Origin of the sequence: Pyxidicoccus xibeiensis, from assembly GCF_024198175.1 — a bacterium.
Taxonomy (GTDB): domain Bacteria; phylum Myxococcota; class Myxococcia; order Myxococcales; family Myxococcaceae; genus Myxococcus; species Myxococcus xibeiensis.
Genome location: NZ_JAJVKV010000004.1, coordinates 240,737 through 258,687 on the forward strand (window position 1 = coordinate 240,737; position 17,951 = coordinate 258,687).

The 17,951-nt window shown below is 71.2% G+C and carries 14 protein-coding genes and 1 pseudogene; 8 read left to right on the forward strand and 7 right to left on the reverse strand.

Annotated features, from left to right (window positions below; translation table 11 throughout):
* Positions 1-4: 4 nt before the first annotated feature.
* Together LXT23_RS18790 and LXT23_RS18795 are read left to right on the forward strand one after the other, a co-directional pair.
* Positions 5-763, forward strand: a complete 759-nt coding sequence (locus LXT23_RS18790; protein WP_253981577.1) for a DUF4142 domain-containing protein — start codon at positions 5-7, stop codon at positions 761-763.
* A gap of 100 nt (positions 764-863) precedes the next feature.
* Complete coding sequence (locus tag LXT23_RS18795) at positions 864-1,142, forward strand: hypothetical protein (RefSeq protein WP_253981578.1); 279 nt, start codon at positions 864-866, stop codon at positions 1,140-1,142.
* 63 nt (positions 1,143-1,205) lie between these two features.
* Here the strand turns inward: LXT23_RS18795 and LXT23_RS18800 are convergent, their stop codons facing one another.
* Positions 1,206-3,245, reverse strand: coding sequence for a S9 family peptidase (locus LXT23_RS18800; protein ID WP_253981579.1), 2,040 nt, complete (start codon positions 3,243-3,245; stop codon positions 1,206-1,208).
* Positions 3,246-3,423: 178 nt separating this feature from the next.
* On the opposite strand from LXT23_RS18800, the pseudogene LXT23_RS18805 reads away from it, so the two are divergent.
* Positions 3,424-3,987: pseudogene (locus LXT23_RS18805) on the forward strand (DsbA family oxidoreductase); the annotation flags it as partial.
* A gap of 33 nt (positions 3,988-4,020) precedes the next feature.
* Here LXT23_RS18805 and fliB read toward each other — a convergent pair.
* Both fliB and LXT23_RS18815 read right to left on the reverse strand, forming a co-directional pair.
* Positions 4,021-5,301 carry a flagellin lysine-N-methylase gene (gene fliB / locus LXT23_RS18810; protein WP_253981581.1) on the reverse strand — a complete coding sequence of 427 codons (1,281 nt, stop codon included), beginning with the start codon at positions 5,299-5,301 and terminating at the stop codon, positions 4,021-4,023.
* Between the two features lie 10 nt (positions 5,302-5,311).
* On the reverse strand, positions 5,312-8,572 hold the full coding sequence (locus LXT23_RS18815) for a TIGR02266 family protein (RefSeq protein WP_323379025.1): 3,261 nt from the start codon (positions 8,570-8,572) through the stop codon (positions 5,312-5,314).
* A gap of 192 nt (positions 8,573-8,764) precedes the next feature.
* Between LXT23_RS18815 and LXT23_RS18820 the strand changes: the two genes are divergently transcribed.
* Positions 8,765-9,907 carry a hypothetical protein gene (locus tag LXT23_RS18820; RefSeq protein WP_253981583.1) on the forward strand — a complete coding sequence of 381 codons (1,143 nt, stop codon included), beginning with the start codon at positions 8,765-8,767 and terminating at the stop codon, positions 9,905-9,907.
* 11 nt (positions 9,908-9,918) lie between these two features.
* Here LXT23_RS18820 and LXT23_RS18825 read toward each other — a convergent pair whose 3' ends face one another.
* Complete coding sequence (locus LXT23_RS18825; RefSeq protein WP_253981584.1) at positions 9,919-10,305, reverse strand: YybH family protein; 387 nt, start codon at positions 10,303-10,305, stop codon at positions 9,919-9,921.
* A 105-nt stretch (positions 10,306-10,410) separates the two neighbouring features.
* On the opposite strand from LXT23_RS18825, the gene LXT23_RS18830 reads away from it, so the two are divergent.
* Positions 10,411-10,722 carry a winged helix-turn-helix transcriptional regulator gene (locus tag LXT23_RS18830; RefSeq protein ID WP_253981585.1) on the forward strand — a complete coding sequence of 104 codons (312 nt, stop codon included), beginning with the start codon at positions 10,411-10,413 and terminating at the stop codon, positions 10,720-10,722.
* Positions 10,723-10,846: 124 nt separating this feature from the next.
* A complete protein-coding gene (gene mltG, locus LXT23_RS18835) occupies positions 10,847-11,863 on the forward strand; it encodes an endolytic transglycosylase MltG (protein ID WP_253981586.1) in 1,017 nt (338 codons plus the stop codon).
* A 49-nt stretch (positions 11,864-11,912) separates the two neighbouring features.
* Here the strand turns inward: mltG and LXT23_RS18840 are convergent, their stop codons facing one another.
* Complete coding sequence (locus tag LXT23_RS18840) at positions 11,913-13,217, reverse strand: hypothetical protein (RefSeq protein WP_253981587.1); 1,305 nt, start codon at positions 13,215-13,217, stop codon at positions 11,913-11,915.
* Between the two features lie 98 nt (positions 13,218-13,315).
* Between LXT23_RS18840 and LXT23_RS18845 the strand changes: the two genes are divergently transcribed.
* A complete protein-coding gene (locus tag LXT23_RS18845; protein ID WP_253981588.1) occupies positions 13,316-14,413 on the forward strand; it encodes a hypothetical protein in 1,098 nt (365 codons plus the stop codon).
* A gap of 11 nt (positions 14,414-14,424) precedes the next feature.
* Here the strand turns inward: LXT23_RS18845 and LXT23_RS18850 are convergent, their stop codons facing one another.
* Entirely contained in the window at positions 14,425-15,216 is a 792-nt protein-coding gene (locus LXT23_RS18850; RefSeq protein ID WP_253981589.1) for an enoyl-CoA hydratase/isomerase family protein, read from the reverse strand.
* Positions 15,217-15,245: 29 nt separating this feature from the next.
* On the reverse strand, positions 15,246-16,637 hold the full coding sequence (locus tag LXT23_RS18855) for an NHL repeat-containing protein (protein ID WP_253981590.1): 1,392 nt from the start codon (positions 16,635-16,637) through the stop codon (positions 15,246-15,248).
* 280 nt (positions 16,638-16,917) lie between these two features.
* Here LXT23_RS18855 and LXT23_RS18860 point away from each other — a divergent pair, with 280 nt between their 5' ends.
* Positions 16,918-17,946 carry an AAA family ATPase gene (locus LXT23_RS18860; protein ID WP_253981591.1) on the forward strand — a complete coding sequence of 343 codons (1,029 nt, stop codon included), beginning with the start codon at positions 16,918-16,920 and terminating at the stop codon, positions 17,944-17,946.
* Positions 17,947-17,951 lie beyond the last annotated feature (5 nt).

The following is a 17,951-nucleotide window of genomic DNA, read 5'->3' on the forward strand; positions in this document are numbered from 1 at the left end:
CGACATGAAGCGCACCATTCAAGGCGTCATCCTCGCGGCCTCGCTCTTCGGCGGCACCGCCGCGCTCGCGCAGGGCGCCGCCAACCCCTCCACGGGCGCCCCGCCTCCGGGCCAGGCCAAGGCCATGAAGGGCACGGCCGAGTTCCAGGGCTTCATGGCCCCCACGGACGAGAAGGCCCTGCTGGAGCGGCTGCACTACGCCAACCAGCAGGAAATCAAGCTCGGCCAGCTCGCCGAGAAGAACGCGATGAACGCGGACGTGAAGTCCTTTGCCAGCATGATGGTCAAGGACCACACCGCCCTGGACCAGAAGCTCATGGACTATGCGAAGACCAAGGGCCTGAAGCTGGCGGAGATGCCCAAGCCCATGAACGACGTGGAGAAGAAGGTCATGGCGCAGGACAAGGCCACCATGGAGGAGCTCCAGGTCCTCAAGGGCGCGGCCTTCGACTCGTGTTACATGGCCGGCCAGGTGGGCGACCATGACGCCACGCTCGGCAAGGTGATGGCGGCGAAGCAGGGCATGACGAACCCCGACCCGCAGCTGACCGCGATGATGCAGGAGCTCACCCAGAAGGTGCCGGCCCACCGCGAGCAGGCGTGGACCCTCCTCGGCAAGCTGGATGACACCCTGGCCGTGGGCGGCTCCGGCTCCCAGGGCGGAATGAATGGCAGCCAGGGCGGCACCATGGACCACGGCTCCATGGGCCACGGCACCCAGGGCGGCACCACCGCCCCCACCACCCCGGCGCCCAAGAAGTAGCGTCCGTCACACGCGCAATACGGGTGCATTTTCGCACCCATGACGCACCGCGCCTTCCGGATGTTTCGGGAGGCGCGGCTTCGTTGCAAGATGCCGCGCCATGACGCTTCGGACTCTGACGCTGACCGCTGTCCTGACGCTGGGCTCCCTGCTGACCGGCTGCTCCAACCACGCCGACTCCATCTGCGACACGCGCAAGGAGTGCTTCGACGACGACCTCGATACCGGCACCTGCGCGGAGCGCATCGACGAGTGGATTGAGGACGAGGACGAGGAAGACCGCCAGGAGCGCGTGGAGCGCTGCGCGGAGTGCCTCGACGGCAGCTCCTGTGCGCAGGTGCTGGAGAGCTGCCTCGACGAGTGCTTCAACATCCCCTGAGTCTGGGGATGAGGCACACCGGGGCCCGCGCCTGACGCGGGGCCCCGGCGTGACTTCACGCGGCTACTTCTTGGTCCACTGGTCGAGCCAGGCCAGCACCTCGTCGTGCCACTGCACGCTGTTGGCCGGCTTGAGGACCCAGTGGTTCTCGTCGGGGAAGTAGAGCAGCTTGGAGGGGATGCCCTTGCGCTGCAGGGCGGTGAAGGTGCCCAGCCCTTGCGTCTCCACCACGCGGAAGTCCTGGCCGCCGTGGATGACCATCATCGGCGTCTTCCACTTCGCCACGTGGTTGATGGGGCTGTGCTTGCCGTAACCCTCGGGGTTGTCCCAGGGCGTGCCCTTGTGCTCCCACTCGGGGAACCACAGCTCCTCGGTGTCGAAGTAGCCCATGCGCTCGTCGAGGATGCCGTCGTGGTTGACGAGGCACTGGAAGCCGTCCGGCCAGTTGCCGGCAATCCAGTTGATCATGTACCCGCCGTAGCTGGCGCCCAGCGCGCAGCCGCGCGTCTTGTGGATGAACGGGTAGCGCTCGCGGGCGGCGGCCAGGCCCTTCTTCAGGTCCTCCAGCGGCTTGCCGCCCCAGTCGTCCTGGATGGAGTCGGTGAAGGCCTGGCCGTAGCCGGTGGAGCCGTGGAAGTCGATCATCACGGCCACGTAGCCGCGGGCCGCGTAGGTCTGCGGGTTCCACCGGTAGTGGAAGTGGTTGCCGAAGGAGCCCTGGGGGCCGCCGTGGATGAGGAAGGCCACGGGGTACTGGCGCTTCGCATCGAAGTCCACCGGCTTCACGACGTAGCCGCGCACCGTCTCGTTGTTCCAGCCGGGGAACTCGAACTGCTCGAAGGCGCCGAAGCGCAGGCGGGCCGCGTGCTCCTGGTTCACCTGGGTGAGCTGGCGCGAGCCGCTGCCGTCCGCGTTCATGACGTGCAGGTCCGCGGGCGAGTCCAGGTCGTCATGCACGTAGACGATGCGGCCCCCGGCGGCCGGCTGCGGCGAGTCCGCGGTGCCTTCCTTCGTGAGCTGCGTCACCTTGCCGCTGGCGACGTCCAGCGCGAAGACGGGCTGCTGGCCGAGGTGGTTGGCGGTGGCGTAGAGCGTCTTGCCGTCCGCGCTCCAGGCGAGGGCGCCGGCGGAGCGGTCCCACGGCTCGGCGAGCACGCGCTCCTGGCCGCCCGGCCACGTGCGGAGGATGACGCGGTAGCGGTCCGCCTCGTAGCCGGGGCGGGACATGGCCAGGTACGCCAGCGTCTTGCCGTCCGGGCTGAAGACGGGGCTGGTGTCCGTGGCGCGGTTCTTCTCGGTGAGCTTGCGGGGCTTCGCCTTGCCGTCCGTGGAGGCGAGGAAGAGGTCCAGGTCGGTGGACCAGGACTCGGTGCGGCCCACGTCGCGCGCGGTGAACACCACGCCCTTGCCGTCCGGGGTGAAGGAGAACTCCTCCGCGCCGCCGAAGGGCTTGGACGGGGCATCCGCGTCCATGCCCTTCATCACGTCCACGGGCGTGCCACCGGCCACGGGGACGACGAACAGGTGCGAGCGCTTGCCCTCCTTCCACGTGTCCCAGTGGCGCACGAACAGCTTGTCGTAGGTGCGCCCGGTGGTCTTCTTCTTGGAGCGCTCTGCGTCGCGCTGGGTGTTGCACTCCAGCGTGGCGCAGTCGGGGAAGACGTCCAGCGCCACGGCGAGCTGGCTGCCGTCACGCGACAGGCGGAAGGCGCCGACGTCGAGCGGGAGCTTCGTCACCTGCTGGGGCTCGCCGCCGTCCACGGGCAGGCGCCACACCTGCGAGGAGCCGCCGCGCGAGGAGAGGAAGAAGACGCTCTTGCCGTCCGGGGCCCAGGTGGGCTCGCTGTCGGAGTCCGGGTGCGAGGTGAGCTGGCGCGGGGTGGCACCTTCCGCGTCGAGGTTGGCGAGCCACAAGTCATTGCGGCCGCGGTTGGCCTCCATGTCGGTGGAGCGCAGGACGAAGGCAATCTGCTTTCCATCCGGGGACACGCGCGGGTTGCTGAGCCGGCGCAGGGTGACCTGGTCCTGGATGGTGTAGGGCTGGGGCCGGGCCGGCGCCGGGGTGGCGCCAAGGGCCAGGGCCGCGAGAAGCGACAGCGACAAGGTGTCCTCCTGGGTGGGGGTGCGTTCGGGGGTGGACGGTGCCCGCTGGAGGGGGCGCTGTCTACTTCCACAAGTTCAGTTCGCCGTGACGGGGCGCGGCGTGGCTGTTAGAGGCAGGGCCATGAGCGAGCCTGTCATCGTCCGAGTCTGGTCCGACTTCGTTTGACCCTGGTGCTACGTCGGCCTCGTGGAGGTCGAGAAGCTGAAGAAGGAATATGACGTCCAGGTGGACTGGCGTCCGTTCTTCCTGCGCCCGGAGACGCCCCCGGAGGGGCTGCCCCTGCCGGCCTACGTGCGCGAGAAGATGAAGGACCCCAACAACCCCTTGAAGCGCCGCGCGGCCGCCGCCGGGCTGACCATGGTGGAGCGGGAGGTCATTCCGTCCACCCGGCGTGCTCACCAGGCGGCCGAGTACGCCCGTGAGCAGGGGAAGCTGGAGGCCTTCAACGCGGCCATCCTCCGGCGCTACTGGAGCGAGGGGCAGGACCTCTGGCAGTGGGACACGCTGCGGGGCGCGGCCCAGGAGGCGGGGCTGGACCCGGACGCGGTGCAGCAGGCCGTGGAGGAGGGCCGATACAAGGACGCAGTGGAGGACTCGGTGCGTCAGGCGCACGAGCTGGGCATCAACGCGGTGCCCACCTTCATCCTGGGGGACAAGTTCGGCCTCCAGGGGGCGCAGGACTACTCGGTCTTCCAGCAGGCGATGCAGCGGCTGGGCGCGAAGCCCCGCTCGTCCTCCTGAGGCGCAGTCGTTGCCCCGGGGGCTCTTGCTGAGTCAGAGCCCCTTCAACAGCACCAGCATCCGGCCCAGCGTCTCCGTGCCACCGTGGCCCGCGAGGCCCGTCGCGAGTGAGTGCAGCTCCGGCGCCTGCTCCACGTGCTTGGCGATGAGCTGGAAGCACTCGACGGCGGCGGCGTCGAGCCGGGCCGTGTCCCCTGCTCCGTCCTCACACAGCGCCACCACCGTGGGGTGCCCGAAGAGGGTCCACTTCAGCACCGCCGCGCGCAGCGTCAGCCGGAACACGTAGTCCAGCAGCCGGGGCGAGTCGGTGAACGGGTGGCGCAGCCAGTGGTTCACCGCGTGGTGGCGGAAGTACTGCTCCATCCGCTCGGCCAGCGCGGGTGCCAATCGCTCGCGCCGCTCCGCGTGCAGACGCCACACCTCGTCCGGTGAGTCCGCGCCCCCGTAGGACGCGAGCACCGAGCGCACCAGCGTGTGGAAGCGCTCGCTCCGCACGGAGCCCGCGCGGGCCTTGAGCACGGTGGCGCAGATGCCCGCCCACGGTCCTCCGGGCAGCACCAGCGCGGAGAAGCCTTCGTGTATCGCGGTCAGCGTGTCGGGCGACGCGAAGGAGCGCAGCACGTCGTGGAGCAGTGCATCCGCTTCGTCTCCAAACGCCTCCGTCCCCCGGAAGTAGAACCCGTCCAGCCGGAGCGCGAGCTGTCCCAGCGCGAACAACCGTGACGCGTACGGAAGCTCCCGCCGCTGGAGCACCCCCAGCGCCGTGGCGCGCACGGCCTCCGCATGCCGCGTCCACGCATCTCCACCGATTCGCCGCGCCGCCTCCGGACGCACGGCCAGGTCCTCGGAGACGGGCACCGGCTCCAGCCCGTCCTCTGCGAGCAGGCACAGCCGGGCCACCTCGGGACACGCCAGCGTGCCGGCCACCTCCAGTCGCTCACCCCACCGTGTGGCCGTGCGCGGAAACGTGGAGCACGCGTCCGACAGCACGGGCTCACCGTACTTCCGGTGCAGCGAGCACAGCCTCCCTGCGTCCAGGAACACGCAGTGCCCGTCTTCCCGCTTCGCGATGACCGCGCCACCGCCCTCTTCCGGCCGCACGAAGTGCTGCACCTGCGCCGCGTCCGGGCCGGCGCCCTCCGGCCGCACCAAGCGCTCCACCAGCTCCGCGTCCGGGCCGCCCGCCACCGCCTCGCGCAGCCGCTGCAGGGGCGCCCCTTCGATGGTGACGGTGAGCCCCGCGCAGCAGGTGTCCTCGCAGGCTTCCGCGAGGCACCTGAAGCGCGTCATGTACCGGGGCGCGGTGGCCGTCATGGGCGCGCGGCTACTTGCGCTTCAGCGCCTTCTTCACGAAGCCCCAGAAGCCACCGGCGCGCTCCTTGAGGTCGGCGCCACGGCGATCCTCGGCCGCCTTCACCGACTCCTTGCTCACCTGGAGCTGCTTCTGCAGCTCCTCCGGCGAGTAGCGCGTGGCCAGCGTGGCCTTCACTTCCTTGCGCGTGGAGTACTCGCGCGCCTCCACGTGCAGCACGCACTCGGAGTCGAGCTTGATGGTCACCGCCACGCGCACGGAGCCCTTCGGCCCCCGGGGCAGGCCCTCGATGCGCACGGTGCCCAGGTACTCGTTGGCGGAGATGTGGTTGTCCTCGCCCTGGAAGATGGACAGCTCGAGGAACTCCTCGTTGTCCTTGTTCGTCGTGATGGCGAAGGAGCGCTGCGCGGGCAGCGGGCTGTTGCGCTCGATGACGCGCTTGAAGGCGCCGCCGGGCATGGCCACGCCCACCGTCATCGGCAGCACGTCGATGAGCACCACGCTGCTCACCTTGTCCACCGAGCCCGAGTAGAGCGCCGCGCCCAGGGCCACCGCCTCGTCCGCGTTGACGCTGGCCTGCGGCCCCTTGCCGAACAGCCCCTTGAGCTTGTCGCGCACCAGGGGCATGCGGCTCATGCCGCCCACGAGGATGATGTCGTCCACCTCGCTGGCCTTGAGCTTCGCGTCCAGCAGCACGTCCCGCACCACGTCCACGGTGCGGCTGAGCAGCGGGTCGCAGATCTTCTCCAGCTCCTGCCGCGTCATCACCACGCGCAAGTCACGGGGCCGGCCCGCCTCGTCCATCATCAGCATGGGGATGTGGACCTCGAAGCTGGCGCGCTCGGACAGGGCCATCTTCGCGCGCTCGGCCGCGTCGCTCACGCGCGACAGGGCGATGCCGTCACCGTTGAAGGCAATGCCCTCCTTCTCCTGGAAGCGCGCCAGGAGGTAGTCGACGATGAGGTTGTCGAAGTCGATACCGCCCAGGAAGATGTCGCCGCCGGTGCCGAGCACCTCGAAGACGTTCTTCTCGATTTTCAGAATCGTCGCGTCGAAGGTACCGCCGCCCAGGTCGTAGACGAGGACCTTCTTGTTCAGCTCGCGGTTGAGGCCGTAGGCGAGCGCCGCGGAGGTGGGCTCGTTGAGGATGCGCTCCACCTTGAGGCCCGCGAGGATGCCGGACTTGCGCACGGCCTCACGCTGCGGCTCGGAGTAGTACGCGGGCACCGTCACCACCGCGCGCTCCACCTTCTGGTTGAGGTGGGTCTCCGCCATCTCCTTGCACTCGCGGAGGATGATGGCCTGCACCTCCTCCAGCGACAGCACGGCGTCGCCCAGGCGCACGGCGGCGCGGCCGGCGGCGTCGGGGACGATTTCGTAGTGGAAGCGCTCGCGGACCTGGTTCACCACGGCGCTGTCGAAGGGACGGCCCACCAGCCGCTTCGCGCCGTAGATGGTCTGCTGCGGTCGCAGCACCAGCTGGTTCTTCGCGCGGTGGCTGACGAGCAGCTTGGCCTGCGCGTTGAGCGAGATGACCGAGGGGATGGTGTTGTAGCCCTCGCGCGAGCGCAGGACCATGGGCCGCCCGTTGGACAGCAGCGCCACGCACGAGTTGGTGGTGCCCAGGTCGATGCCGATGACCGGCCCCGTGCCGGTGATTTGCGGAGGCGGCGGCAGGAAGATGGTCTTCGGCAGGCCCCGCTCATCGAGCGGGGGCGCGACGGGCGCCGACTTCGCGGCGACCGGAGCCAGCACCGTGGGAGTGCCCACGGGCTCGGGAGCGCGCGGGGCCTCGCGGCGCACGTTGGGCAGCGACGGCAGGGGCTGCGGAGGAGGCGGCGGAGGCGCCACGGGCTGCGGCGGGGGCCGGAAGGCCGTGGCGGCAGCCGGAGGCGGAGGCGGAGGCGCGGGCCGGGCCGGGGCCGCCTTCGGCGTGGAGCTCCCGAGCTCGAACGGGTCGCTCTCCTCGGTGAGGTCCAGGTCGAACTCGATGCTCCCGCCGGAGCGGGCCGCCGCGGGCGGCGCGGGCGGAACCGCCGCACGGGGCGGCGGAGGCGGAGGCGTCACGGCCGCCGCGCGGGGCGGAGGCGGAGGCGCGACAGGTGCCTCCTCCATGGCCTCGGAGAGGTCCAGGTCGAACTCGAACGCGCCACCCGAGCGGGCCGCCGCGGGCGCCGGAGGCGGAGCCACCGGAGCGCGAGGCGGAGGCGCGGGCGCGGGCCTCGGCGCCGCGGGCTTCGGCGCGGTGGGCGCTTCCTCGAAGGCATCCGAGAGGTCGAGCTCGAACTCCAGACCGCCACCCGAGGGGGCGGCGGGAGGCGGAGGCGGCGAAGTCCTGGGAGCCGCGGCGCGAGGCGGAGGCGGCGGCGCCGGGCGGGCCGTAGCCTCCACGGCATCCCCCAGGTCCAGCTCGAACTCCAGGCCCCCACCGGAGGGAGCCGCACCGGAAGGCGGCTCCAGCTCCAGCGTGACGCCGACCTCGATGGGTGACTCGTCGAGCGGCAGCCCCATGGCCACGGGCGCGCCGGGGTCCGCGGCCTCCATCTCGAAGTCGAGCCCGGGCAGCGGCTCGTCCCCGTCCGGGGGCAGGGGCGGCGGAGGGGTGCTCGCGATGAGCTCCTCCAGCGGGATGTCCACGTCGTCGTCGGCGGGCGGCGGCGGGGCGAAGGCCATCGCCGGGAAGGGCGCGGGAGTCCGCGGCTCTGCGACTGGCGGGGGAAAGTCGAAGGGCTCGTCCGCGACGGGCGCTGACGGCCCTCCCGCCGACTCCAGGTCATCGAAGAGCGAGTCGAGCGCCATGCCCCCCGCCGCGCGCGGCGCGGGCGCCGGAGGCACGGGCCGGGTGGGAGCAGGAGGTGCCGGAGGAGCAGGCGGCACGGGGCGCGCCTGCATGGGGGCCACCCGGGGCGCCTGCATGGGGGCCACGGCCGGGGCCACGGAGGGCGCGATGGAGGGCAGCGGCGTCTGGGTGAGCGCGGGGGCATCCGCCTTGCGCTGCAGGAGCATCTTGTCGACGAGCGCGCGGCTCGCCGGGTCCAGCTCGTCGAACTGGAGCCCCATTCCGGGCGGGCCCGCGGGGTCTCCCACGTCGCGGACCCAGCGCACCGTGGCGGCGCCGCGCAGCACGCGCACGCCCCCGGCAATCTGTACCTCGAACTTGACGGGTGTCCCCACGGGCTGCGGGGTGCGCGAGCGGACGAACATCCCACCCGGGCTCAGGTTGGTGGCGAACTCCTCCGCGAAGCTCCCCACCGTTTCATGCTTGAGCTTCACCAGCAGACCCACTGCTTTGCGGTCCGTGGTGCGCCTGCCTTGATCCATAGCGGGCGACAATCGCGGTACGGGCCTCGCGGCTCAAGAGGGTTTTGACCCTTCGCCTGCCTGCACGGCCGATGGTGGACAGCAGGTACGCCTCCGGCCTACCTGTACCTTCCTGTATCCTGGCAACCCCTTCCGGGAGCTTTCATGAGCACAGCCACTCTCACCGCCCCCCTGCCTGCCCGCCAGGGGTGGCTCGTGGACCGGCGCCACGACCTGATTTCCACGGTGGGTGGGGTCGCCGCGAGTCTCGCGCTGGTAGGGCTTCATGTCTGGGGTGGCGTGAGCAGCCTGGTGCTGTGGTGGGCGTGGGTGCTGATGCTGGATGGGCCGCACCTGTTCGCCACGGTGTCGCGCACGTACCTGGACACGCGCGAGTGGCAGGTGCGGCGGCGATTGCTGCTGGGCAGCCTGGGGTGGTTCGCGGCGGGGCCGCTGTGCTTCGGCGTGTCGGCGGCGCTGGGGACGCAGGTGCCGTTCGTGGTGTTCCTCACGCTGGCGTCGCTGTGGGCGTACTGGCACGTGGTGCGGCAGCACTACGGCATCATGGTGCTGTACCAGCGCAAGGGTGGCCCGCTGTCACCGCTGGACCGGCGGCTGGACAGCGTGACGCTGTACACGGGGCTGCTGGCGCCATTCCTCGCGTTCGCGGTGACGCACCCGGTGGCGCGCAAGCGGCTGGGGCTGACGGGCACGCCGACGTGGGAGCCGGTGGTGGCGGGGGCGTGCTTCGCGCTGGTGCTGGCGCTGGTGGTGCTCTACGCCGTCCGCCAGGTGCTGCGGTGGCGCGCGGGGCAGCGGGTGAACGGGCCGAAGCTGCTGATGATGGGGGCGGCGCTGGGGCTGACGGCGCTGGTCTTCTGGCCGTCGGTGTCGGCGCGGATGGACTTCATCATGTTCGCCGTGGCTGTGACGGCGTTCCACAACGTGCAGTACCACGGCGTGGTCTGGTTCTATCACCGCAACCGCTACCACGCGGCCGGGGTGGACGCGGCGCACTTCGGCTGGGCGCCGCGCGTGAGCAGGCGGTTCGTCATCTATGCGGTGTGTGGCGTCGTCTTCACGCTGCTGTATCGCGGGCTGGGCTGCGGCTTCGGCGCGCACCCGGGCTGTGGCGGCTTCGACCTGCGGATGCCGCTGGCCGCGGGGCTGACGCTGCGCGACTTCATGGAAGGCCTCATCTGGGGCTTCGCGCTGCACCACTACTACCTGGACCAGAAAATCTGGCGCGTGAGCCGGGACGCGGGGCTGAACAAGGACCTGAAGCTGGGCTCGGCCCCGGCGACGTAGGGACGGCGGCCTCAGGGCCCGGCGGGAGCGCTGAAGGGGTGGTCGATGATGTAGAGCCAGCGCCCGTCCTCCTGCCGGCGGACCACCTCAGCGGTGCGCCCCTCGACCACCAGGGGGCCGCCGTCCGGTGCGCGGCCTTCGAGCCGGAACCGGGCGCTCAACAGGGACAGGTCGCCGACGGTGTGAGCGAAGAGGTTGGTCGACTCCATGCGACCGCCCAACGCGAGCAGTCCCTCCAACTCCGCGCGGATGTCCCCGAGCCCGCGCCGGTCCACCTCGCCGTGGCCCACCAGCAGGGCGTTGGGCTCGTAGAGGGCTATCAGCGCCTCGATACGTCCCGTGTTGAAGGCCGCGGCGAAGGCTGCGTTCATGTCGGCGGGCTGCCTGACGTCCGTCATCGTCATCTCCTGGGTGGTGCGTGTTTGCCCAAGGTGCGTGATTTCGGAGGACGGCGAAAGGAGTTACACGGACGTAACCAGGTCAGCGGCGGACGAGGTGGAGCGATGCCGAAGGGTGAAGATGGGGTCTGCATCATCGAGCGGCGGCTGGCAGCCCTCGCCGGACGCTTCCGCGCGGAAATCCTGAAGGCCCTCGAAGGGGGAGAGGTGCACTTCAATGCCCTCAAGCGCCTGACAGGTGCCTCGGCGAACAGCCTGACCCGCCAGGTGCGCGCGCTGGAGGAGGAGGGGCTCGTCACCTCCCGGCGCGAGACGCGGTGGGGCCGGAATCAGTACGGCCTGACGGACGCGGGGCGGCAAGCGCTCGCGTTGCTGGATGCGGTGGCGAAGCTCCAGGAACCCGAGCCGCGCTCCTGAGCCCGTCCGCCAGCTGGCAGAAGGGTGCCTGCCGCCTGCACTCCCGGCCGGCCACCGCCCGGGACCTGACATCCAGCGAGACGAAGCGGTGCGAAGCCGGAGTCAGGTGCTACCCTGCGCCGTGATGAAGCGTCTCGCTATCGTTTTGTGTGTGGTCGTCGTGCTCGCGGCCGTGGCTGGAACGGGTGCCTTCCTGTGGGCGGAGGGACAGGTCCAGAGCACCATGGCCCCGCCCGGCGCGGCCACCGTGGAGTTCACCGTCCCCAAGGGCACGTCCGGGCGCGGCCTGGGCACGCTGCTCGCCTCGCAGGGCCTCATCCGCGACGCGCGCATCTGGCGCTGGCACCTGTACCGGCGCGGCGCCTTCGCCCCCAAGGCGGGCCGCCACGAGGTGAGCCCGTCCATGACGGTGGCGGAGCTGGCCACCGCGCTGGAGGGCAGCCCCATCCCCGAGGACGTCCCGTTCGTCGTGGTGGAGGGCTGGCGCCTGCGCGACACGGACGCCGCGCTCGCCGCCGCCAACCTCATCACCCCGGGCGCGTACATCGCCGCCGCCAGCAACCCGTCGAAGTTCACCGCGCCCTTCCCGCTGCCCACGAAGAGCCTGGAGGGCTACCTCTACCCGGAGACCTACGGCGTCATCCCGGGAAAGCTGGACGTGAATGCGCTCATCCAGCGCCAGCTGGACGCCTTCGGCGAGCGCTTCTACATGCCCAACCGCGAGGCCATCGCCAAGAGCGGCCGCACGCTGCACGAGGTCGTGGTGATGGCCTCCATGCTGGAGCGCGAGGAGCCCGTGCCGGAGCAGCGGCCCCTGGTGGCCGGCATCCTCTGGAAGCGCGTGGACAAGGGCTTCCCGCTCGGCGTGGACGCGACGTCGCGCTACGAGCTGGCGCAGTGGAACGACCGCGGCGCCTTCCTCAAGCGGCTGAGGGACCCGCAGGACCCGTACAACACCCGGCACCGCAAGGGCCTGCCGCCCGGCCCCATCGGCGCGCCCACGGTGGCCTCGCTCCAGGCGGCCATGTCTCCCAAGCCGAGCGAGTTCTGGTACTACCTGCACGACGCCGAGCGCCGGCTGCACCCCTCGCGCAACGCCCAGGAGCACGAGGCGCTGCGCCGCAAGTACAACGTGTACTGAGGCTGCAGGGCCCGGGCGCCCCGCTTCTTGGAAGGAACGCTCCTTCCACTCAGCGGGGAGCCGGGCTGGAGACCGCCAGCCCGGGCCAGTGCGCCGTGACGGCACGAATCGCGGCGCCACCGCGCTGAGCGAGCCGGATGGACATCTTCGAGCCCTCGCGGGACAGCTCGAGCACCAACGCGTCCCCCGTGAGCTCCCAGTCGATGTCCCTCGGCTCCCAGAGCACGCAGCTCCGCCCGGCGGCGGCCACCTTGCGCAGCAGCGCGTCCATGCGCTCTTCAGGCAGGCACTGGAGCTGGTCGATGAGCAGCTCCATGGAGGCCTCCGAGTCCTCCCAGCCCAGCCAGGGAGAGAAGATGGCGGGCTCCCTCGCTCCGGTGAGGGTTTCGAGGAGCGAGCGGGCCTCCATGTCGGGGATGAAGAGGACGAAGTCCGGCCGGAGGAACACTTGCCCGTCCTCGTCCGGGAGCCGGGTGCGCCCGGGCGGATGGGAGCGCCGTGCGCGCACGACGGAGATGATGCGCCGGGGGTCCGGCGTGGCCGCCGCGCCGCGAAACTCCTTGTGCCGCCGGATGGAGAGGAGCGCGACGAGCCGGGAGGCCCCTGAAATGTGGTGCAGCGTCAGGGGCTTGTCGCCGAAGAACGTGATGTTCCCGGTGGCGGGGCTCACTTCGACGGCGCTGTCTCCGAGCGCGGAGAGAGGGACCTCCACCGACAGGCCCAGGCGTGGCTCCCAGATCAACCGCTCCGAGGTGAGCCAGTAGCTGCCGGAGCGCGTCCAGAGCAGGACGATGAAGCCCAGCTGCAGCGTCACCGCGGCCCACAGCCCCAGGAAGTACGCAGCGAAGGCCAGGGCCAGCAGGAAGCGCAGGAGCAGGCCGGCGGGTGGAAGCTCCGTGCTCCCCGCCAGCAAGAGCGACTCGCCCTTGCCCGGTGGAAGGGGCATCAGGAGCACCAGGGCCTCGAGCCGCTTGAGCCGCTCCGCCAGCGTTCCCCACTCGCCCAGGCCCAGCCGCCGCGCGATGAGCCGTGAGAGCCGCTCGCGCTCCGCCTCATGCTCGCGCAGCAGGCGGCTCGCGGCCCCGCTCGCATCCTGCTCGCGCTGAGCCCGGCGCCGGAGCGACTCCAGCGCTTCGAGCACCGCCGGCTCCGCGCCAAGGAGTCTCTGGAGGGACTCCGCCGCGTAGCGCAGCCGCCGTCCCCAGGCCATTCCGCCGAGGGCCGTGGACAGCGTCTGGGAGTGCGTGGACGCGGTTTCGAGCAGCTCGAGCCCGCCCTCGAGCTGTCTGCGCAGGGCGCTCGTCTCAGGGCTCTCCGATTCGATGTCCCTGGTGCGTGCCGTGGCCTTCCGCATCAGGCAACAACGTAGCACCTGGCCATGAGCGGCTGCTCACGCCACCTTCGAGACACGTTGGGTGTCATGATGCTCCCGCATTCTCGAGAGGAGCGGGCATGTCAGCGCATGTCGACCTGAAGCACTGGGCTCCCCGGCTGGCGGTCTTCCGGTTCTACGTTCCCTCGCGCGGCAATGCCGATAGCCATCCTGTACGGCTACGGGCCTTGTTCCACCTGCCGACGGAGGCCCTCAAGCGCGAGCTCCTGGGCACCCTGGGGCTGGCCTCCTGGCGGGAGGGGGCATGGAATGCCTCCCACGTCGCCGGAGGTGTGTTGCGGAGCTTGCCACGCGGCAGCTCGGTGACCCTGGCCACCTCCGGGGCAGACCCCGTCACCGAGGCGGACTGCGAGCACGCTGCGAGGGTGGAGCCGCTGCTCGCGCACTACCGTCGGTACGTCATCGACCCTCCCGAGGAGAGTCGGGACTGTCTCAGCCCGAAACATCACCCCGAGCTGTTCGTCCCGCCCGCGCGCGTCGTCTCCTCGTCCGCCCAGGTGCCCTACACCCCTGCCGATGCCCAGGAGGAGCTTCGGGTCAGCGAGTTCATCAAGGAGGTGCGGAGCACGGGCACGGTGTCGCGCGACATGCTCCAGCAGCTCGAGGCGACCCATCAGGAGGGGAGCCCCGAAGCCCGGGAGCGCGTGGAGCGGATGATGCTGGCCATCCAGGAGACCGTGCATGAGGGCCACCTGGTGACGGTCTCCGGTACCCGGGTGGAGATTCTGCGGGAGCCGCGCGAGTTCTCCATCTGGGCCGCGGAGTGTTTTACCTCCCCGCGAGTGCCCGAGGCGGCGTCCACCGGTTCCGGAACGGTGACCCTGGATGTGAGCGGAACCTGGGAAGACCCGGTCTGGCTGGCGGGCCGCACACGCAAGCGGGTGGTGCTGAAGCAGGTGGGCGCGGCGCTGCGTGGCGACTGCTGGGATTTCACCACGGCCGGGCACGGGGCCAGCCTGGAGTGGTCGGGTGCGGTGACGGGCACACTCCACGAGGATGGGTCCGCCGATTGGGTCATGCCCCAGTACGGCAGTTATGGCACGGACGTCGTTCGGGGCCGCTTCAGCGGAAGCACCTTCGAGGGAAGCTACGTGGACGTGGAGGAGCCTCAATACGGAGGCGCTGGCGAGTTCGTGCTGGTCCGTGTCTCCGGGTGAGGAGGACGGGCTCAACGCCCCTGGAAGACCGGGGGCCGGCGCTCCGCCGCGGCGGCGAGTCCCTCTCCCAGGTCCGCGCTGCCGTAGCTCTCCGCCTGGAAGCGCGCCTCTTCCTCCAGCGCGGTCCTCAGCGCGGTGCGGTCCGGAGCGAGCCTCCGCTTCAGGGCGCGAATTGCCAGCGGCGCATTGCCGGCAAGCTGCGCAGCGAGTGCCCGGGCCCGGGTGAGCACTCCGCCCGCCGGAGCAGCCTCCAGCGCGAGCCCGAGCCGCACGGCATCCTTCCCGTCGAAGCGGCGGCCGGTGAGGAGCAGCTCGGCGGCGGCCTGCGCACCGGCCCGCCTGGGCACGAAGTACGTGGCGCCCATGCCCGGATGCAGGCCGAGCTGCACGAAGTTGAGCGCGAGCTTCGAGTCCTCGCCGACGACGCACAAGTCACACGCGAGCGCCACGCACAGGCCCGCGCCGACGGCCGGCCCCTCCACCGCGGCGATGGTGGGCATGGGCAGGTCCAGCACGCTCAGGTAGCGCGCGTAGAACTCGAGCATGAAGGTGCGCGCCTCCTCGAACGAGGCCTGGCGCAGCCGCTCCAGCATCTTCAAGTCCCCTCCGGCGGAGAACGCGCCACCGGCGCCGGTGAGGACCACCGCCCGCACGTCCTGGCGCAGCTTGAGCGCCTCGACATGGGTCCGCAGCGCGGCTCCCAGCTCGGGAGTCATCACGTTGCGGCGGGCGGTGTCATTCAGGGTGAGGGTCGCGACGGCACCCTCCACCTCCAGCAGGACGTCGGCGGCAGGAGCGGACATGGGCGCGCACTGTAGCGGGACGGCCCGGCCTACGGCACCACGAGCCGCAGGAGCGCATCCTGGTTCCACGCCTCGCCCGCGCCATCGCGCTGCCACCCCGTCACCGCGAGCCCCCTCCCGGGCACCGCCGCCATCCCCGCCGCCGCGAGCGAGCACTGGCCGCTCGGGCACGGCGTCACCGGCAGCCGCTGCTCGTCCCGCCACGCCCCGTCCGCGCCGTAGCGCGTGAGCACGTCGCCGCAGGCCACGGCCACCGTGCCCTCGCCGTCCACCGTCACCGCGGGCCCCAGCGCCGTCACCTCGCCGCACGCCGGCTGCTTCAGCCAGCGCTCGCTCCCGTCCGCCCCCACGGCGAACACGAACGGCCCCGCCGACCCCAGCGACGCCTGCCCCCACACCATCAGCCCCGTGAAGTCCCCCGCCACCACCACCGCCCCATCCGCGCCCACGGCCACCGAGGTGACCCGCCCCTTCGCGCCCGGCACCTCCTTGCCCCACGCCAGCCGCCCGTCTTCTCCGAACGCGAGCACCCCGAAGCCGCGCACGCCCTGCGTGCCGAACGCCTGCCCGTCCACCGTCACCGTGTCCGACAGCTGCCCCGCGAGCACCGCCAGCCCGGACGGCGTCACCGCCACCGCGCTCAGCGCCGTGCCCTCCCCCGTCCCCTCGAAGCGCCGCGTCCACCGCACCGTGCCGTCCGCGCCGTAGCGCGTAAGCACCGGGTCATGCACCTCCGCCGCCCACTCCTCGCCCGCGGCCAGCACCCCGCCCGCCGCGTCCGCCGCCACGCCGAGCACCTTCTGCCCCACGCGCTGCTGCCACACCGCCTTGCCGTCGTCCGAGAACTTCACCAGGAAGCCGTCCTGCGCCTCGCCCAGCCCGAAGTCCGCCGAGTACAGGAACGCGTTGCCCGTGAGGAACACCGCCCCGTCGCCCCCCGGAGACGCCGCCACGCGCGTGTCCGACAGCCGGTTGCGCACGAACTCGCGAGCCCAGCGGAGCGTCCCGTCCGGCGCATACCGCGACAGCGTCAGCGCCAGCTTCTCGCCCTCCACCGGCTCACGGTCCTCGTCCGCGCGCGGCGTGCTGGACACCACCAGCACCACGTCCCCGCCCCGCCCCACCGCCACGCCCGTGCCGCTGTCGTCCTGGGGGCCGCCCAGCACCCGGCCCCATGCCGGAGCCCGGGGAGGCACCGGCCGCTCCGGCGGGACAGGCCCCGGGGAGGCGGGCGGAGGCGCCTGCGTGCCGCCTCCGGAGCCACCCGTGCCGGGAAGGGAGGGCGCCGCCTCGTCGACCGGCTGCTCGTCCTGGCCCGAGCTCGCCGCTGCGCCGCCCCCACAGCCCCCCCACCACAGGGCGGCCACCGGCAGCAGCCCCACCCAGCGGTTTCCTCGTCCACCACGTCGCTCTGGCCGCATGAGCTCTCCAAGGACCCCGCCTTCCGTCTGCCGGAAGCAAGGGCCTCGGGAACCTAAGCAGCGTGTCCGGGGAGCGGCATTCCCCCCCGCCCGGGGTACGGGTGTACATGCCCGGGGGGCGTGCAGGCGGCCCGGGCGGGAGTCCCCCCGTACCCCGACGTACTGGAATGTATGGCACCGGAATAGCTCAGCGCTCCAACGGTTGCCAGCGCACGCCCCGGCCGCTCTCGTGAGGAATCCGTTGGTCCCCGCGTCGCCCGCGAATTAAGAGAACCCTTCCATGGAAAGCGCCGCCCCCGCCCCTCTCCCCGTGCCCGACGCCTCGAGCGACGACCTCCGCGCCGTCGAGGAGCTCGCCCAGGCCCGCAATCAGATCGTCACCCAGATTGAGAAGCGCGTCGTCGGCCAGCGAGACGTGGTGGAGCACCTGCTCATCTCGCTCTTCGCCCGCGGCCACTGCCTCTTCGTCGGCGTGCCCGGCCTGGCCAAGACGCTGCTCATCTCCACGCTGGCGGACGTCCTCAACCTGTCCTTCAACCGCATCCAGTTCACCCCGGACCTGATGCCGTCGGACATCACCGGCACGGACATCCTGGAAGAGGACCGCACCACCGGCCGGCGCTCCTTCCGCTTCCTGCAGGGCCCCCTCTTCGCGAACATCATCCTCGCGGACGAGGTGAACCGCACCCCGCCCAAGACGCAGGCCGCGCTGCTCCAGGCCATGCAGGAGTACCGCATCACCGCCGGAGGCCGGACGTACCCGCTCGACTTGCCCTTCCTCGTCTTCGCCACCCAGAACCCCATCGAGCAGGAGGGCACCTACCCGCTGCCCGAGGCCCAGCTCGACCGCTTCATGTTCCTGGTGGACGTGGGCTACCCCACCGCCGAGGAGGAGGTGCAGATCGTCAAGAGCACCACCGGCGGCCCGCAGCCCAAGCTGGAGAAGATTCTCTCCCCCGAGCGCATCCTCGCCCTCCAGGACCTGGTGCGCCGCGTGCCGGTGCCGGACCACGTGGTGCGCTACGCGGTGGAGCTGGTGCGCCACACGCGCCCCAAGGAGCCGGGCGCGCCGGACTTCATCGCCAAGAATGCGTCCTGGGGCGCCGGCCCCCGCGCCAGCCAGTACCTCGTGGTGGCGGCGAAGGCGCGCGCCATCCTCAATGGCCGCTTCGTGGCGACGGTTGAAGACGTGCGCGCCCTGGCCCGCCCCGTGCTGCGCCACCGCGTGCTGCCCAACTTCACCGCCGAGAGCGAGGGCATCACCTCGGTGAAGCTCATCGACCAGCTCCTCACGGTGGTGAAGGGCTAGGCGGG

Bases quoted from the DNA above. Each gene is read 5' to 3' on its own strand.
- LXT23_RS18790 (WP_253981577.1), top strand. From the start codon at position 5: ATGAAGCGCACCATTCAAGGCGTCATCCTCGCGGCCTCGCTCTTCGGC.
- LXT23_RS18795 (WP_253981578.1), top strand. From the start codon at position 864: ATGACGCTTCGGACTCTGACGCTGACCGCTGTCCTGACGCTGGGCTCC.
- fliB (WP_253981581.1), bottom strand. From the start codon at position 5,301: ATGACGGCCACCGCGCCCCGGTACATGACGCGCTTCAGGTGCCTCGCG.
- LXT23_RS18820 (WP_253981583.1), top strand. From the start codon at position 8,765: ATGAGCACAGCCACTCTCACCGCCCCCCTGCCTGCCCGCCAGGGGTGG.
- LXT23_RS18825 (WP_253981584.1), bottom strand. From the start codon at position 10,305: ATGACGGACGTCAGGCAGCCCGCCGACATGAACGCAGCCTTCGCCGCG.
- LXT23_RS18830 (WP_253981585.1), top strand. From the start codon at position 10,411: ATGCCGAAGGGTGAAGATGGGGTCTGCATCATCGAGCGGCGGCTGGCA.
- mltG (WP_253981586.1), top strand. From the start codon at position 10,847: ATGAAGCGTCTCGCTATCGTTTTGTGTGTGGTCGTCGTGCTCGCGGCC.
- LXT23_RS18840 (WP_253981587.1), bottom strand. From the start codon at position 13,217: ATGCGGAAGGCCACGGCACGCACCAGGGACATCGAATCGGAGAGCCCT.
- LXT23_RS18845 (WP_253981588.1), top strand. From the start codon at position 13,316: ATGTCAGCGCATGTCGACCTGAAGCACTGGGCTCCCCGGCTGGCGGTC.
- LXT23_RS18850 (WP_253981589.1), bottom strand. From the start codon at position 15,216: ATGTCCGCTCCTGCCGCCGACGTCCTGCTGGAGGTGGAGGGTGCCGTC.
- LXT23_RS18855 (WP_253981590.1), bottom strand. From the start codon at position 16,637: ATGCGGCCAGAGCGACGTGGTGGACGAGGAAACCGCTGGGTGGGGCTG.
- LXT23_RS18860 (WP_253981591.1), top strand. From the start codon at position 16,918: ATGGAAAGCGCCGCCCCCGCCCCTCTCCCCGTGCCCGACGCCTCGAGC.